This window comes from Longibaculum muris (genome assembly GCF_004343035.1).
In the GTDB taxonomy this organism is placed as follows: Bacteria; Bacillota_I; Bacilli_A; order Erysipelotrichales; family Coprobacillaceae; genus Longibaculum; species Longibaculum muris.
In genome coordinates, this window is the sequence record NZ_SMCQ01000005.1 from 85,237 (window position 1) to 101,742 (window position 16,506).

General features: G+C 28.2%; 15 protein-coding genes and 1 pseudogene. All 16 read right to left on the bottom strand.

Annotated features, from left to right (window positions below; translation table 11 throughout):
• Nucleotides 1-35: 35 nt before the first annotated feature.
• Nucleotides 36-1,078: pseudogene (locus EDD60_RS05585) on the bottom strand (nucleotide sugar dehydrogenase); the annotation flags it as partial.
• Nucleotides 1,079-1,318: 240 nt separating this feature from the next.
• On the bottom strand, nt 1,319-2,602 hold the full coding sequence (locus EDD60_RS05590; RefSeq protein WP_132226308.1) for a BCCT family transporter: 1,284 nt from the start codon (nt 2,600-2,602) through the stop codon (nt 1,319-1,321).
• A 9-nt stretch (nt 2,603-2,611) separates the two neighbouring features.
• Nucleotides 2,612-3,889, bottom strand: coding sequence for an ATP-grasp domain-containing protein (locus EDD60_RS05595; protein WP_066450702.1), 1,278 nt, complete (start codon nt 3,887-3,889; stop codon nt 2,612-2,614).
• Nucleotides 3,890-3,891: 2 nt separating this feature from the next.
• Nucleotides 3,892-4,542, bottom strand: a complete 651-nt coding sequence (locus tag EDD60_RS05600; protein ID WP_066450705.1) for a sugar transferase — start codon at nt 4,540-4,542, stop codon at nt 3,892-3,894.
• 84 nt (nt 4,543-4,626) lie between these two features.
• Entirely contained in the window at nt 4,627-5,037 is a 411-nt protein-coding gene (locus tag EDD60_RS05605) for an LbetaH domain-containing protein (RefSeq protein WP_066450708.1), read from the bottom strand.
• A gap of 11 nt (nt 5,038-5,048) precedes the next feature.
• On the bottom strand, nt 5,049-5,192 hold the full coding sequence (locus tag EDD60_RS16065; RefSeq protein WP_165973127.1) for a hypothetical protein: 144 nt from the start codon (nt 5,190-5,192) through the stop codon (nt 5,049-5,051).
• Between the two features lie 376 nt (nt 5,193-5,568).
• Nucleotides 5,569-6,684, bottom strand: coding sequence for a non-hydrolyzing UDP-N-acetylglucosamine 2-epimerase (gene wecB, locus EDD60_RS05610; RefSeq protein ID WP_066450711.1), 1,116 nt, complete (start codon nt 6,682-6,684; stop codon nt 5,569-5,571).
• Nucleotides 6,685-6,925: 241 nt separating this feature from the next.
• Entirely contained in the window at nt 6,926-8,380 is a 1,455-nt protein-coding gene (locus EDD60_RS05615; protein WP_066450714.1) for a lipopolysaccharide biosynthesis protein, read from the bottom strand.
• A 3-nt stretch (nt 8,381-8,383) separates the two neighbouring features.
• Nucleotides 8,384-9,526 (bottom strand): polysaccharide pyruvyl transferase family protein, encoded by a 1,143-nt coding sequence (locus EDD60_RS05620; RefSeq protein WP_066450716.1) that lies wholly within the window; start codon nt 9,524-9,526, stop codon nt 8,384-8,386.
• The gene (locus EDD60_RS05625; RefSeq protein ID WP_066450718.1) at nt 9,523-10,278 is read right to left on the bottom strand and encodes a glycosyltransferase family 32 protein; all 756 of its coding nucleotides are present in this window, start codon (nt 10,276-10,278) and stop codon (nt 9,523-9,525) included. The genes EDD60_RS05620 and EDD60_RS05625 overlap by 4 nt, the downstream gene beginning before the upstream one ends.
• A 189-nt stretch (nt 10,279-10,467) precedes the next feature.
• Entirely contained in the window at nt 10,468-10,929 is a 462-nt protein-coding gene (locus tag EDD60_RS05630) for a serine O-acetyltransferase (protein WP_207905296.1), read from the bottom strand.
• A gap of 134 nt (nt 10,930-11,063) precedes the next feature.
• Entirely contained in the window at nt 11,064-12,170 is a 1,107-nt protein-coding gene (locus tag EDD60_RS05635; protein WP_066450723.1) for an EpsG family protein, read from the bottom strand.
• The gene (locus EDD60_RS05640; protein WP_132226309.1) at nt 12,160-13,269 is read right to left on the bottom strand and encodes a glycosyltransferase; all 1,110 of its coding nucleotides are present in this window, start codon (nt 13,267-13,269) and stop codon (nt 12,160-12,162) included. The genes EDD60_RS05635 and EDD60_RS05640 overlap by 11 nt, the downstream gene beginning before the upstream one ends.
• Nucleotides 13,270-13,287: 18 nt before the next feature.
• The gene (locus EDD60_RS05645; RefSeq protein ID WP_082787461.1) at nt 13,288-14,085 is read right to left on the bottom strand and encodes a glycosyltransferase; all 798 of its coding nucleotides are present in this window, start codon (nt 14,083-14,085) and stop codon (nt 13,288-13,290) included.
• A 38-nt stretch (nt 14,086-14,123) separates the two neighbouring features.
• Nucleotides 14,124-15,272, bottom strand: a complete 1,149-nt coding sequence (locus EDD60_RS05650) for a glycosyltransferase family 4 protein (RefSeq protein WP_066450733.1) — start codon at nt 15,270-15,272, stop codon at nt 14,124-14,126.
• Between the two features lie 34 nt (nt 15,273-15,306).
• A complete protein-coding gene (locus tag EDD60_RS05655; protein WP_066450735.1) occupies nt 15,307-16,494 on the bottom strand; it encodes an ATP-grasp domain-containing protein in 1,188 nt (395 codons plus the stop codon).
• Nucleotides 16,495-16,506: the final 12 nt, after the last annotated feature.

The following is a 16,506-nucleotide window of genomic DNA, read 5'->3' on the forward strand; positions in this document are numbered from 1 at the left end:
TACACCTCCTATCTTTATTATCTATCATATTTTTATTAATCTCTTCTGGATAAATCTCTTGTATATACTTTATCTTCTACATCATCTAAGCATTCATTGTATCTATTAGCTATAATAGCATCTGATAAACGTTTAAATTCTTCTAAATCATTGACCACTTTACTTCCAAAGAATGTTTCCCCATCTTATAATGTTGGTTCATAGATAATAACTTCAGCACCTTTGGCTTTGATTCGTTTCATAACACCTTGAATTGATGAAGCTCTGAAGTTATCTGAATTAGATTTCGTTGTTAAACGATAGACACCAACAACTACTTTCTTTTGATGGATCATATGAATTGTTATCTTCATATCCATAATATCCTGCTTTTGCTAATACTCTATCCGTAATAAAGTCTTTTTCTTGTTCTATTACTTTGTATAATAGCTATCATCATTTCTTGTGGTACATCTTGATAGTTAGCTAATAACTGTTTTGTATCTTTTGGCAAGCAGTATCCTCCATATCCAAATGACGGGTTGTTGTAATGTGTTCCAATTCTTGTATCTAGACATACACCATTAATGATTTCTTGTGTATTTAATCCTTTCATTTCAGCATATGTATCTAATTCATTGAAGTATGATACACATAATGCCAAGTATGTATTGGCAAATAGCTTGACTGCCTCTGCTTCAGTAAACCTCATGAATAATGTATCAATGTTTTCTTTGATTGCACCTTCTTGTAGTAATGAAACAAATATCTTTGCTCTTTCTACTAGATATTCATTATTCATATCTGTTCCTACAATAATTCTTGATGGATATAGATTGTCATATAATGCCTTTGATTCTCTTAGAAATTCTAGTGAGAAGATAATTCTATCAGTATTGTATTTCTTTCTTACTGATGCTGTATATCCTACTGGAATTGTTGACTTGATAACTATGATACAGTGATCATTACATTCCATAACTGTTTCAATCACATTTTCTACAACACTTGTATCAAAGAAATTCTTCTTTGAATCATAATTTGTTGATGCTCCAATGATAACAAACTCAGCATTACTATATGCTTTTTTAGCATCTAGAAATTATTCTCCATTCACCTGTGATTAATGAAATTGGTTTGAATTAAAGCTCATCTCCTAATGTTCTTATATTTGCATCATATTTTTTCAGATATAAAAACTTAATTCCACCACTGTTAATCAATATAAGAAATATAAATTAAGTTTTAAAATCTAAAAAATCTATTTTTTTTGAAGATTTTAACTTCCAAACTATATACTTTATCAAAAAGACTTCAAACTATATTAATTTGTTAATATTTATAATTTAGAAATAATAGTTTCATATTCTTCTTCAGTAATTGTTCCAGTCTTAGTGAAGTCTACTTTACCAAATGAAAAGTTAAATGCATATATCATTGCACGTACAAAAAACGGAACAAATAATAAACATAAGATAATTGTAAATAATCTTGGAAAGCCTGTTATCAAAAGAATAATATTCAATACACCTAAGATTGTCATTGTAGCATATGTAACTACATCCATTACTTTCTTTGTGCTTATAGTTTCTTTTTTAGTTTCATTATTTTCTAATAGTCTTACAGTATCGTTAACTAAAGTTTTAGCTGCTGAATCTAATGATGTAACTGCAAATGCTAACATTGTTAATGCAGTTAATACATAAATAGCTGGTCCTCTTGAGAAAGATAATGTATAACCAGTTGCTGCTGATACTAAATGCCAAATAACTGTAAGTGTAATTAATGAGAAAGTACCATATTTCAAAATAGATTTAATTGAATATCCATTACTACAATATGCTACAAATCTACCACAAAATACTGACCAAGAAACCACTGTAGCTTCGAAATACCACCAATATGGATTTACCAACAATTCTTGCCAAGGTTCTACATTTAACATTCCTTGGAAAGGAAGTATCTTGCTCATATCAACCATACTATTATCGTATGTAGATATAGTAGTAAATAAAGCGATTGAAGTTATGATAAACATAATAATATTAATTCTTGAGTATTTAACTAATAAATTTTTCTTTACTGATAATGTAGCAAGAAGTACAATTGTACCAATAACCACTACAATTGAGATTATTCTTTGTATTCCATCGATTTGAAGAGGAGCAAGAATAGTTGTTGCTGCCATAGGAATAGAAGTACTTAAACCAATTACGATAGATAATATATTGAGCACTGTACTTTTCATTTCTTTATATGTTGCTAAGCTGTAAATACCAGCAATTAGCATTAAAGATGTTTGACCGATTGTATAGAATAGATCAGCATTCCATGTACCATATGTATTTTGAAGTTCAGATGGAAAGGATCCAACTAGATATACTCCGGTAAAAGTACATGCTAACATTGCCATATAACTAAATTTACTTTTGATAACAGTATGTTGGTCTGGTAACCATACTATTCTTTTACTATGTTTTGAAAAGTACAAAACAACACTAGCAATAGTACATATTAGGAAAATTCCTAAATATATACAAAGCATAACTGGGTAATCTGTTGCAACACCTTCAAGCTTACCCATTTTTTCAAAATGTTCTAGTATTTTTTTAATAATATCCACTATTTAACCTTACCTTCCTTCTAAACCCTCTTTATATACTTTTTTTATATAATCGTAGTTTGTGTAACGGATCATAGCATCACTTCCATCTTCCATTATCACTTTAATGTTCGTGTTAATAAAATTAATTATATTACACATATCATCAATGTTATCTGTTACAAAAGCGAAAGTACCTACGTGACCATGCATTCTCATTTTGTCTCCTTCAACTGTTCCTGAATGATATGTGATTGCCGGATTAGATGTAATGATATCAATTCCCTCAATTGATTTTAGAATTCCTTCCTTGGAAACCCATATATTATATGAACAACCACATTTTTTAAATGCTCTAACTTGAGATACTGGTAAATCGTCTACTGAATGCTTCTTGCCAAGAGCATAATCAACAAGCCATTTAATAGTATCAAAAGACATCATCTTTTCGTATTGAATAAAAGTCATATCACCTGGCAAACGATACCCCATTTCTATTACATAAAAATTATTATCATCATCAAGCATTTCTTGTACCCAAGCAATTCCCTCTTTACATTCCAAACCTTTAAGTAAAGATTCTATTTGAGGATTGATTTCTTGTACAAATCTTTCAACATTGTCAGACACAGTAGTTGTTAACGAATATAGATTTTTTTCTTCACCTGGCTGAGCATACATACCATTTAGCGCTATCAATCTTATTTCTCCGTTTGCTATTGCATAATAGCTATACCACTCTTTTCCAGTAAGTAGTTTTTCTACTATTAACTTGTCGCTTTTAGATACTGATCTTGCATATTTACATGCATCAATCAATTCTAGTTCATTATAACAATAACTAATTCCTCTATTACCATTTTGATCAATCGGTTTTACAACAACTGGGTATTCAATACTATCCAATTCTTCTTTTTTATAATCTGTAGAAATATGATAATCTCTAGCCACAGGAACGTTATATTCATTACATTTTTGCTTAAAATCATGTTTATCTTTTGAATAATGCCAAGATTTTTCTGAAAGGTAACATGGTAAACCGAGTTTGTCTGTCAACTTTATCATCATTTCGATATTAAATTCACTCAAGCCACAAAAAACACCATTTACACCTTCAATTATACATTTTTCTGCAAGTTTTTCGGTTTCGGTTGTATTTATCATCCAATATTCATCAGCCCATTTTTTTGCATAAGAAATGTCTGGACTTTTATCATCCGTAACGATTGTATATATTCCACTACTTCTTGCGTAATCAATGATTTCTTTTGTTGCATTGCTAGTTCCTAAAAGTAATAATTTTTTCATTACTATTTTCCTCCCTTTATATCACAATTTTCAATAACATTATTATTTTCTTCGGGTTTCCCTTCGTTTGTATATAAATTTTCATGTTTTAATACTGTATACACTGTTCTGAAAAGAATTTTTATATCCAACCATAATGAGTAATTATTTGCATACCATGCATCCATAAGTCTTTTATCTCTAACTGAAGCATTATTTCGATAATATGCTTGAGTATAACCTGTAATACCCGGTTTAACTTTTACTTTATCAATTTCATCTGGCAAAAAATCATGTGAGCCATCGTCAAAGGGCGTGCTTGCTCTAGGTCCAACAATACTCATATCACCTTTGAGAACGTTTAATATTTGAGGAATTTCATCAAGACTTGTTTCTCTAATAAATCGTCCGATTTTTGTAACTCTATCATCTTTAGCAGAATTATATGTACTTCCATCATCATTAATTATCATTGGAGCATTAGTTTTCATAGAACGAAACTTGTACATATCAATAACCTTTAAATCTTTTCCAATTCTTTTTGATTTATAGAAAACAGGTCCTCCATCTTCCATCTTTATTGCAATTCCAATAATTATATATAAAATTGCAAAAAAAGGAAGCATAATTAGACAAAAGCAAACATCAAACAATCTTTTAATAAATTTATACATTTTCTTCCCCCCTCTTTTAAATAATCATAATTTCCACTATAATGCTTTATTCTATCATAATCAAAATAACACCAGTCGGGCACATTAATTTTTATTGGTACTCGCGTGCAACTTGAAACTATGCATCCCTTTCCCATTACTGACTCTGCCGCAATTGTTGATTTGGCACAAATTACTGAACTCTCCCCCCTCAACTGGAACTTCTTCAGAAATGTCTGCAGAAGGATGAATTAGTGTTAGAACGATAAAGTCAGTCCTTTGTATTTTTTGTCCAACATTTGTTATTTCTTCTCTACCAACAGCTACGATTGCAACGGAGTATTCATCTAAATACTTGCGATAATCACTCCATTTTCCTAGAACTTGTTTTTCTTTAGAAGAATCATCGTCAAGATAATCTATTTTATTAAACATTCTTAAACTTTTAGCAATTTCTGCAACTTCTATACGATAAATACTAACATCGAGAATCAATAAGTTCAGTTCCCGATTCAAACTTCGTTTCTCTAATTAAAAATTTCTTTTTTCAATAGCTTCTTCAGTTCTCCCATAACAATATCCTTTATCTTGCCATTTTCATCTCTGCCCTTTTTATAACGTGCTTCATATCTCCCATCAGTGCATAATCTAATATTTTTTCCTATTTTCATCTGCATAATGCCTCCGTAAATGGTCTATAGTGGTCAATACGTCAATTTCCTTGTATATCCTAGCATATAAAGAAAAATATTGACCACATTGAGTAGTCAGTTTACTATGAACATTTAATTTGTCATCCCCCACGATTCTACCGCTTTTCCATTTCTATATTTTTTAACTACTTTTTCATTCTCTTCCTTTACTTCTACAACATTTTAATATTAACAATATACAAATTCTTAAGATTATAAAATTAACCTTCATAAGCCAAAATTTTAAGAGTAGCAAAGACCGCAGAAAAATATGGAAGTCTTGTTCTTGTAGGTATGGATTTGTATTTGCGTAATGATAAAGCTTTAAACATTGATTTGAGCTTTGTTGTTTGTTCTAATTATATTTTTCAGTCTTCCCAAACTCTAAAATATCAGCTATTCTCTTACAAGCCTTTCCATCTCCATAAGGATTTGCTGCATGAGCCATCTTATTATATGACTCTTCATTTTCTAATAGTTCTTTAAAGTTTCTATATATTACATCTTCATCAGTTCCAACTAATTTAAGAGTACCAGCATCAATTCCTTCTGGTCTTTCTGTTGTATCTCTCATTACAAGTACTGGTTTACCTAATGATGGTGCTTCTTCTTGAATTCCGCCACTGTCAGTTAGAATCATATAAGAATTAGCAAGTAAATTATGGAAATCTAAAACTTCCATAGGTTCAATGATTCTAATTCTATCACATCCACTCAATTCTTCATCCGCAGTTTGACGTACTAATGGATTCATATGGATTGGGTATACAGCTTTCACATCAGGATGTTCATTTATAATTCTTCTAATGGCACGAAACATATGATGCATTGGCTCACCAAGATTTTCTCTTCTATGAGCTGTGATTACAATTAATCTGCTACATTCTGCCCAATCGAGAACTTCATGTTTGAAATTTGCTCTTACTGTAGTTTGAAGTGCATCGATAGCAGTATTTCCTGTGATGTAAATAGATTCAGGATTTTTGCCTTCTTTAATTAAGTTATTAGCAGAGCGCTCAGTTGGTGCAAAGTGATACTTAGCAATAATTCCAACTGCCTGTCTATTAAATTCTTCAGGATATGGAGAATAAATATCATACGTTCTAAGCCCTGCTTCGACATGTCCTACTGGGATTTGTTTATAGAAACAAGCTAATGAAGTAACAAATGTTGTACTTGTATCGCCATGAACTAAAACAATGTCTGGTTTAACTTCATCAAGTACATCTCCAATTTTATTAAGAATATTTGTAGTAACATCAAACAATGTTTGACGGTCTTTCATAATAGAAAGGTCATAATCTGGAACTACATTAAATACTTCGAGAACTTGATCAAGCATCTGACGATGTTGGCCTGTAGTACAGACAACAGTATTGATTCCTTCTCTTGTTTTCAATTCATTTACTAACGGACACATTTTAATTGCTTCCGGTCTTGTGCCAAAGACTAACATTACTTTTTTTTCCATAATAACCTCACATTTCTTTTTGCCTTCGGCTTCAAGCCACACATCACAATGAAATTATATCTTATTCTTATTATTCACGATTCTATGATAGTGGTTATATAGCCTTCCGGCATAAATTTTTAAATTTACCCATCGGTTTATATTTTAATGTGCAAGTGTGCTACTCATTTTTCTATTTATATATGCACTTTTTTCGAACTTTTTTATTTTTTCAAATTAATCCTCCAAAACCTCATAATAACTACTTACTTTTTATAATTTTAAAATATTTTATAATGACCTTTCGTTTAATAATAATCAACAAAACTAATAATGAAAATAATAAAATTCGTGCTATTATATGTTCATATAGAAGTAATACTATGAAAGAACAAAATAATACTAACAGTGAAATTCCTATAATCGAATAAATGTCATAAATTTTCTTTTTAATGATTTTGTTACATATTGTATTATATGCAACGTAATGAAATATACACATTACAATATAGCAAATTAAAGTTACATAAGCTGCTGCTTGATATCCAAATATCTTAATACAAAAATAGTTAAATAAAATATTTAGCGAAGCACACATTATTGATGCAAGAACAGTAATTTTCTTTTTTTCATAAAACAACTCGACTCTTACAAATAGCTGTTGTAAATAGTTAAAAAATATTCCAGCAGACAAAACAGGAATCAAAAAGACCCCTTCGTAATATTCCTTTCCACCCATTATCATCATTGCCTCTGGAGCAAATATAATTAAAAGTAATAATAATCCACATATAAATAATAATATAATTATGCTTACACTATTCATTTCTTTATATTTTTTCTCTTTTAACTGTTGATATTGCCATGGAACAAATGATGACTGAATCGCTTCGGTGAACAGAAAAACTAATGAAACTATTGAATAGGCGATACTATAAATTGCAGTAAATGCTGAACCACATAAATTTCCAATCATAATTCTGTCCGACTGATTTAGAATAATTTGAGAAAGAAAGTGTGGTATCAAGGGTAAGTTGAACGATAAAGCATACAACCATATTTCTTTAGAATAAAAACATTTTTCTTTACGAAAATTATTAATGTATATCAATAAACCATATAAAATATCAATTATTATTATAGAAGCAATTCTTGCATAACCCTTCTCCTGAAAAAAAAACACAAAAATTAATCCTAAAATTGTCATCGAAAACAATTTTGTTAATATTACTTTTATAGCAGAATTGTATTTATATTGATATCTTTTTAAAATAAGCCAATATTCAGTACTTGAAACAAATACAAAACTTAAAACCATAAAAAATATAATTATAAAAGGCAAATTAGTCAGAGAAACAAAAAAACTTCTAAAAATACAAACAATAAGAAGCGCAAATAAACATAAAATTGTTACCAATCCTTGAAAACTTGAAACAACTTTTTCTTTATTTTTAAATTTAAGAAATGCATTATTAATTACACCCATATGAAAATTCAATGTAATCAATAGCATCATAATAGAAGACCATGAGTTAAATATATTAACTGTTCCGTATTGCGAGGTACTCATAAGTCTTGTAAATATTGGAACAGTAATAACACTAACTGATTTTTGAATAAATCCACAAATCGTAAACCAAAATACTGCCTTTATTGGTAAAGAAAATCCACAATATTTATCCTTAATTATTCTACAAATCACATAAATTTTAGTCATTTATTAATCTCCTAAATAATTTTTAAAGTCTTTTAATATATTTTCCTTCATATTTACAATTTTATCATTTTGAGGAATTTTCAAAGTCATCATATTAATAGAATCATAAATATCTATTTCGTTATCTTGTAAAGAAAAATTATATTCACTCCTATCTATAATAGCAAAAAAATCTGACACCTTTTTGTCCCATGATATTGATATACTTGGAATATTTAAACTATATCCAATTATATGACTATGCAATCTATATGAAACAAACAAATCAAATTTAGAAATCATCATCGTTAATTCATAACCTGATTTAGGTTGCTCCTCTATATTAACTTTTAGTCCCATCTCTGTACATTTTTCATATAAAGATTTTGCAATATCAAAGTCTTCATTAGATCCATTAACAAAGATTGAACAACAATAATTTCCCTTATTTAATAAAGCAATTAATTTTATCCAGATATTAACATTATGTTCATTTAAAAATTTATCTTTTAAATTTATAACTCCTAAACCAATATTATTAATTTTTGTTACGTGTTTAGGTTGTTGACCATAAGCTTCACATGCAAATAAAGCAGGATCAAAAGAAAAAAAAGGATTAACATTAAATTCATATTCTTCGTTTAACTTCTTAATAAAATCAAAACTATCTCTAAAAGAAATAGATTTAATATTTTTGTTTTTGAATATGTTTATATATTCAGTTAATGTTAAACTGTCAAATTTCATACCATTACCTATCGCATTAAAAATTACATTTGTACTAGCATCAATTGAATAGTTCATAAAGTATTTAACAGCATATGTAAAATGGTCCATAAAAAGTTGTCCACCACAAAAAATAATTAAATCGTATTTTGTTTTTCTATAATTACTTTTAATAAGATACTTATATTCAATGGTATTAATGTAATAATTATCAATATTAGCTATTCCAATCTTACGAAGTTTTCTTAAACTAAATCTAATGATTTTATATAAATATTTAATTAAACTACTTTCGCTTAACATCACTTCTCTACAAGATAAATCAGCGAAGTTTATTTCAATATTTTCATTACATTTCTCGACTATATACTTAACAGATTCACATATTACTGAATCTCCTAAATTGCTTGAATATCTTTCTCCAATTAATAAAATTTTCATCTTCCGCACCATTTTTTTATTCTATCCAAATTTTTTCTTCCAATCGTACTAAGTAAAAATCTTCGAATTGATAAAATAATTTTTTGTTTAAATAATACTGTTTTTTTTGATCTTCTTATTCTTTCTTCTTCTGGCAACCAAGAGCCTTCAAAATGATGAATTGTGTAAGTATCATTTGTGTACTTTTCTCCAAATGCTCTTTTCATTGGACAAAAAACTTCTTTACTATAAAGAGTAAAATTTTCAACTTCTTGATATGTATTATTTGGAATCAACCCCTTCTTCAGCATGATATTTGTGATAATATCAACATTTGTTGTTAAATCTAAATTTCCATTTTCATCAATAAAATGCTTATCATCGTAGTAACTCAACAATTCTTTAAAAATTGGCAATTCTTTTTCACTTCCCATAATACCCGTAGGAATTTGATTTGGAGACTCAAAACCCGAAAACGACTTATGGGTTAAAAATACATCAAGATTTTTTAAAACTTCAACATCTGTATCCATGTAAATACCACCATAATGATAAAGAGCATATAATCTCACATAATCTGTAACAAACGCAAATTTTTTTGATTCATAAGCTTCTTTAACATAAGGTATACTACTAATACAAAAATTTTTCTCATTCCATAGGACTAATTCATAATCAGGTAAATATTTTTTCCAGCTATTAATATAAAATTTTGCTGATTCTGGAAGTGGATTTGGTCCAAACCAGCAATAATGTATAATCTTTGGTATCATAACTAAATTGTATAAACTATTATTAGTTTACACTCCATCCTTTCTAAATAAATAATCTTTCTTTTTTGAACTTGATTTTAAATTAAATAAAATTTTATAGTAAATTCAATCATTAATTTTGTTATTAGTTCTCCCTCAATATATGAAAATACTAGATTTATATCATAAGACAAAAACAAGTCTAACAAACTAACATTTTCTAATTATAATTCTAGGCTTATTCATAACAACAGTTGCATTATCAGGTACATCTTCACATACAATACAACCTGCTCCAATTTTTACATTATTCCCTATTTTTATATTCCCAATTATTTTTACTCCAGCACCAATCATTACGTTATCGCCTATAACTGCTGCTTTGTTATCTTTTGCCTGTCCTATTGTTACTTGTTGAAAAATTGTAACATTTTTACCTATTTTGGCATATGGAGAAACTATTATCCCGTTTAAATGGTGTGGAAGAATTGGAGGAGTTTTAAAGTATGCTCCTTTGTCTATATCTGTTCCAAAACTAGCATTATTAAACGCATCAGAACGTTTTACCCTAAACAAATAAAAATATCTAACCAATATATTTTTCTTTGAGTTAGAATTTATAACTTCATTATGCATTTTCCAATATTTTTCATGATTGTAATGTTGTGTCATATGCATCATTTTTTTTAATATAATTTACTATTTTCATATTCATATTTTTCTGGTATATTTTTTACCTTTTCCTTTCAAAAAATAAACATATAATTAATAAAAAAATAAAATTCTATCATATAGAATTTGCTTTCTTATATATCAAATTTTATTGGCATCAAAGGTTCAGCAATCCAATAAGATCCAAGTAATTCCGAAACAACATAATAAACACAATATATAGCAATTAATAAATTACTGAATTTATGTTCTTTGGTTCCCTTTTTCAAAATATAGGGGAATAAAATGATGTAACAAATTTTAACAAAATAAATTAGTCTTCCTCCTAAAATCGGGAAAAAATAATATGCAAAAACTCCTATTATTTCAAATATTACAATGTTTAAAAATACCTTCACTGTATCGTTTGAATTATTTAGAAGTTTTGAAAAAGTAAATAAAACAATAATAATTGGTAATCTCGAAATAATGTTCCCTAATCCAAATCCATTAAAAGTGCTATAAAATGCATAATCTCGATTTGATAATTTTCCAATGAAATTTATAATTAAATTTGAATTAGTGATTGTTAAATAATAAAACAATATAATTCCATGTTTTAAACGATTAATAGTTTTATTTTTATATCTATATGCATATATTGCTATTAACAAAAACAATATTGTAGACATATGAAATCCAAATGCTGCAAAAACAAAGAATAGAAATTTTGAAAAAATTTTTTGATCATAAAATTTTAAACTATAAAAACATAATGATGCAGCACAAATTTGTCTTAACATTCCAAAAGAGACTAACATATATATTGTCATTAATAACAACATACATTGAAATTTTTTTAACTCTAATTTTTCTGAAAAATAATTAATTGATTTAAAAAAATATAAATATGTAATAAAAGCGACAGACAAAGTTAAATACTTGTACTCACCAAAAAATTGATATATTAAATAATTCAATGATTTGAAAATAAATTCTAATTCAAACAAATGCAAATTAGGTCCATATTCATATTTGAATAAATAACTATAGGTATCATAATCACTATTGCTTTGCTGTAACCCTACAACTCCCACAATTATTATTAAAGATAAATAATAAAAAAACCTATTTAAATTTATTTTTTTATTAAAGATAACAAGTTTAATGTTTTTATCAGATAATGAATACAAATACGATACAAGAAAAATAACTGAAAAAATTATAATTACTGTTTTAATATCCCAATTACTAATACTCATTTTGTTCACCATAAATTTGCTTTAATGTATTTAGTAAACTTGATACATCATATTTTTTTGAAGAAAGAATTTTTTTCCTTTCTTCAAAAATTAGATTATTTTCTTTGTATAATGCTTTTCTAATTTCGTTTGCCCATTCAGTTGAACCCAAACTTATAAAAGTTATTAACCCCATACCTAAATCAACTTCCTTCGAAATATTATTAGAGATTACTGCAGGTAATCCTGCAGCTTGGGATTCTATTAATGTTAATGGAAATCCTTCAAATAATGAAGGTAGCAATAAAACATCCATTACTCCCATCAAAATATTTATATCATTTCTTTGTCCTAAAAATAAACAATTATTATATACTCCTTTTCTTATTGAATATTCTATAATTTCTTTTTTTAAAGGACCATCCCCAATAAGCAATAATAATGCATCGTTGTGTTCACAAAAATCTGAAAAAATATCAATCAAGTATTTATGGTTTTTTTGTTCTACAAACCTTCCAACATGACCAATAATAATTTGATTTGAGATATTTAGTTCATTTTTTAGCTCTCTTATATCATTTTCATGACAATTAAATTTATCAACATTAATAGCATTATTAACAACTAAAATATCTTTATTTTTATCAAACAAAAGTTTTTTTGCTTCCAATCCACAAGCAATAAAATTTGTAGAATATTTATTGATTAAATATTTTAAAAAATATAGCTCTAATTTCTTTTTAAAGTCTCTTTCAAACCCTTCAATGGACGTATTATGACAATGGCTAATTCTAACATTAATATCGTTTTTTTTACCTACATACATAAAAATTCCAGACAAATGATCAACATGTGAGTGAATAACATCAAAAGGACCATTTTCTTGGATAATTTTATCAATATCTTCTATAAATTTTTTTATTCCAGATTTTCTTAATGGTTCAATTTTATATACATTAGATCCAAAACTTATAGCTTCTTTTTCATAAAAACCCTCAATCAATGTTATTTGCAAAAAATCAAATTGCATAGTACGATTTTTTTCTGTGCGAAGCAAATTCATTAGCAAAGTTTCAGCTCCACCGGTCGATAATTGACTTACTATATGTAACACTCTCATTATATTCCACACCTCACTTTATCTTCTTTTTATTATCCATAGCAATTTATGAGGAATTAATCCAACAACTAAGGGCTTTATAACATAAATAAAATTTTTAATAGATAAAATTCCCATTTTTTTAAATCCTTTATACCTTACTATCATTTCATCAATTCGATATTCATATCTTCTCTTTTTTTTCATAACTGTGGGGTTCACATAATATCTTAACAATGGTGTTTTAATATTATATCCAATTTTATTTTCTGCATATAATCTCATAAATAAATCATAGTCTTCGGCTCTTCTTGTTTCTTTTGCCACCCTATATCCATCAACTGATAATAAAGAACTTTTTCTAAACATTGTTGCTGGATGGACAAATGGTGTACGAAACAAAAAATCTATTTTATTTGGCTGTTCAATTTGGTTACTCTCACTAACTATATTTATTCCATCGTACGTGATAATATCGGAAGAGACAAAAGAATATTGCTGATTTTCATCTAAAAATTCAACTTGTTTTTGAAATCTAGTTGGGAAAGAGTAATCATCATCATCCATCCTAGCGATATACTCGCCTTTAGCATGCGATAAACAGTTATTTAAACTAAATGCTAACCCTCTATTTTGTTTATTCTTAATAATTTTCACTTTTTTATTTTCTAAATATTCCGTTTTTATTATCTCTTCTACAGGAATATTTGAACAATCATCACATATAATCAATTCCCAATCATCAAATGTTTGTTCGAAAATAGATTTAATAGCTTCATTAATTTTATAATTACTATTATAAGATCCCATAATTACACTTATCATCGGATTTCCCATAAATATCCTCCTTTTCTAAATTAGTATCAAAATATACATTAAACGCAGATAGAGTTAAATAAAAGTTCTTCATATATTCTATATATTTCTTTTTTAACTTTATTTATATCAAATTTTCTTGCATCAAAAATATTATTTTCTCTAATTTTTCTAAGTTCATATTCATTTTTTTTCAAATACATGATTTTCTCGGAGAACTTTTCAGCATCATCAGGAGAAACTAGAAATCCGTTCTTTTTATTTACAATTAAATCTCTATTTCCTCTTATATCAGAAACAACACATGGAAGTCCAGATGACATTGCCTCCATTATTGAACGGCTTAATCCTTCTCTGTAAGAGGCCATTACAAAAACATCAGCAAGAGAATACATATCATTCATATTACTGCAATTTCCTAAAAAATGAATTCTATTTTTTACTCCCAACTTATTAGAATAAGAAATTAGTTCCTCTTTTTTTTCTCCATCTCCACATATTACTAAATGAACATTAATATCTTTTATCAAAGATATTGTTTTAATAAGAGTTTTATTATTCTTATTTTCATCGAGTCTACCTACAGATATTAAAATAAAATCGTTCTTATCAAAATTGAACAATTTTTTTAAATCCTTTTTACCATCAGTATTGCTTTTAAAAGCTTCCAAATCAATACCTACTCCTGGAATATAATATACATTCTCTTTATTTTTCAAATTGAATAATTTAGCAAATTCGTAATCTTCTTGATTAATTGTAATCAAAGCATCTGTATAATGAGCTAACCATCTTTCAACAGGATAATAGAACAACCAATTCTTAATAGGAGCTCCTTTGTAAAAGTGGAATCCATGTGCTTGATAAATCACAGTTTTAACTCCACATTTTTTCCCAGCTAATCTTCCTAACAGTCCACCGACAGGAGTATTGCAGTGGATTACATCAAATTTCTCTTTATTAATTAATTCTACTAATTGATGGTATGCTTTTATGTTATTTTTTGAGTAAGGAGATCTGTCTAAATCTAGTTGGCAAAAATGTACACCGTATTCTTTTGTATCATTTTCTAATTTTTCTTTACTGGTTTCTTGAAAATTCGCAGCTAGATAGAACTCCATCTTCAACTGTTTTGATGCTAAAACAGCAGCTTTAGAAAAGCTACTTACACCATTTGATAAATTTGAAATATAAAGCAATTTTGTCATTTTATACCTTTCTCCTTATTAAAACTCTTTGATTCTATCTTTCTATCGAAAATTCTATCTCTTTTCTTGCTTCTTCTGCTTTTCTTTCAGCTTTATTAACATCATTAAAATTAGCCACTACATATCCACACCCATCTAAATTGGTATGGTATTCATTCACAACATCACCATCATTCATATGATGATAAATTTCTACACCAAACTTTTTCTGTATTTCACTGAAATTAGGTAATTCTTTTATCTTTCCCCCTGTAAAAGCTAATAACTTAGTCACTACTGACTTGTGTTCATGAACTGTCCAATCTGGTTCATCTCCGACAGCAACCTTTAACATATTACCCATATAATCAATACCTGTACCATATGGGATAATACATGGTCCAATCATATTCCCACCCATGCGAGCTCCAATATCAATAATATGAATAGAACCATTTGTTGTAATTAACATATCCATGTTTACAGAACCGTGATTGATACCTAGGGCTTTGATAGCGTTTGCTACACATTCTTTTGCTCGGCTTTCAATTTCACTAGAGAGGCCACAAGGAATCGCATGCCCAAGCTCAGCATAATATGGCGGCTTTGTCATCCATTTCTTCATAATTGCCATGACGTGAATTTCACCATTAACTACCAAAGACTCCGCGCCATATTCATCGCCAATTATAAAAGACTCTATCACCGCACGGTGAGTTATAGAACCATCCATTGCATATTTGCAGGCATCTGCTAATTCCGAAAAATTATCTACCCTCCTTGCTCCGCGACTTCCTGACCCGTCACATGGTTTTACCATTACAGGATAAGTAATTTGCAGAGCCAGTTCATTTATATCTGTATCTTTATTCACTTCAAAAGTCTGTTCAGTATCATCAACATGATTTTCATATAGTCTTTTGCGAACAAGGTATTTATTTTTAATTAGTTTTGCTGATTCATAATTCAATCCCGGAATTCCTAAATGCTCAGCTATATACGAAGCTGTAAGCACTCCGTAATCAGTAGCTGCGGTTAGGACTCCATCAATTTTTTCTTCTCTAGCAAAACTCAAACAAGCTTCTTCATTAACAATATTAATTACTGCATATTTATCTGCATGAGCAAAACCAAGAGCATTTGGGTCAGCATCAACAGCTAATGTATAGAAACCCATTTGCTTAGCTTTCAATATTACAAAATCCTGTAGGAATCCTGCACCTATTACTAAAATTTTTTTCATATATTAGTCTTC

What these genes read in the sequence shown, in the direction of transcription:
- EDD60_RS05595 (WP_066450702.1), bottom strand. Translation starts at nt 3,889, where the DNA reads ATGAAAAAATTATTACTTTTAGGAACTAGCAATGCAACAAAAGAAATC.
- EDD60_RS05600 (WP_066450705.1), bottom strand. Translation starts at nt 4,542, where the DNA reads ATGTATAAATTTATTAAAAGATTGTTTGATGTTTGCTTTTGTCTAATT.
- EDD60_RS16065 (WP_165973127.1), bottom strand. Translation starts at nt 5,192, where the DNA reads ATGAAAATAGGAAAAAATATTAGATTATGCACTGATGGGAGATATGAA.
- wecB (WP_066450711.1), bottom strand. Translation starts at nt 6,684, where the DNA reads ATGGAAAAAAAAGTAATGTTAGTCTTTGGCACAAGACCGGAAGCAATT.
- EDD60_RS05615 (WP_066450714.1), bottom strand. Translation starts at nt 8,380, where the DNA reads ATGACTAAAATTTATGTGATTTGTAGAATAATTAAGGATAAATATTGT.
- EDD60_RS05620 (WP_066450716.1), bottom strand. Translation starts at nt 9,526, where the DNA reads ATGAAAATTTTATTAATTGGAGAAAGATATTCAAGCAATTTAGGAGAT.
- EDD60_RS05625 (WP_066450718.1), bottom strand. Translation starts at nt 10,278, where the DNA reads ATGATACCAAAGATTATACATTATTGCTGGTTTGGACCAAATCCACTT.
- EDD60_RS05630 (WP_207905296.1), bottom strand. Translation starts at nt 10,929, where the DNA reads ATGACACAACATTACAATCATGAAAAATATTGGAAAATGCATAATGAA.
- EDD60_RS05635 (WP_066450723.1), bottom strand. Translation starts at nt 12,170, where the DNA reads ATGAGTATTAGTAATTGGGATATTAAAACAGTAATTATAATTTTTTCA.
- EDD60_RS05640 (WP_132226309.1), bottom strand. Translation starts at nt 13,269, where the DNA reads ATGAGAGTGTTACATATAGTAAGTCAATTATCGACCGGTGGAGCTGAA.
- EDD60_RS05645 (WP_082787461.1), bottom strand. Translation starts at nt 14,085, where the DNA reads ATGGGAAATCCGATGATAAGTGTAATTATGGGATCTTATAATAGTAAT.
- EDD60_RS05650 (WP_066450733.1), bottom strand. Translation starts at nt 15,272, where the DNA reads ATGACAAAATTGCTTTATATTTCAAATTTATCAAATGGTGTAAGTAGC.
- EDD60_RS05655 (WP_066450735.1), bottom strand. Translation starts at nt 16,494, where the DNA reads ATGAAAAAAATTTTAGTAATAGGTGCAGGATTCCTACAGGATTTTGTA.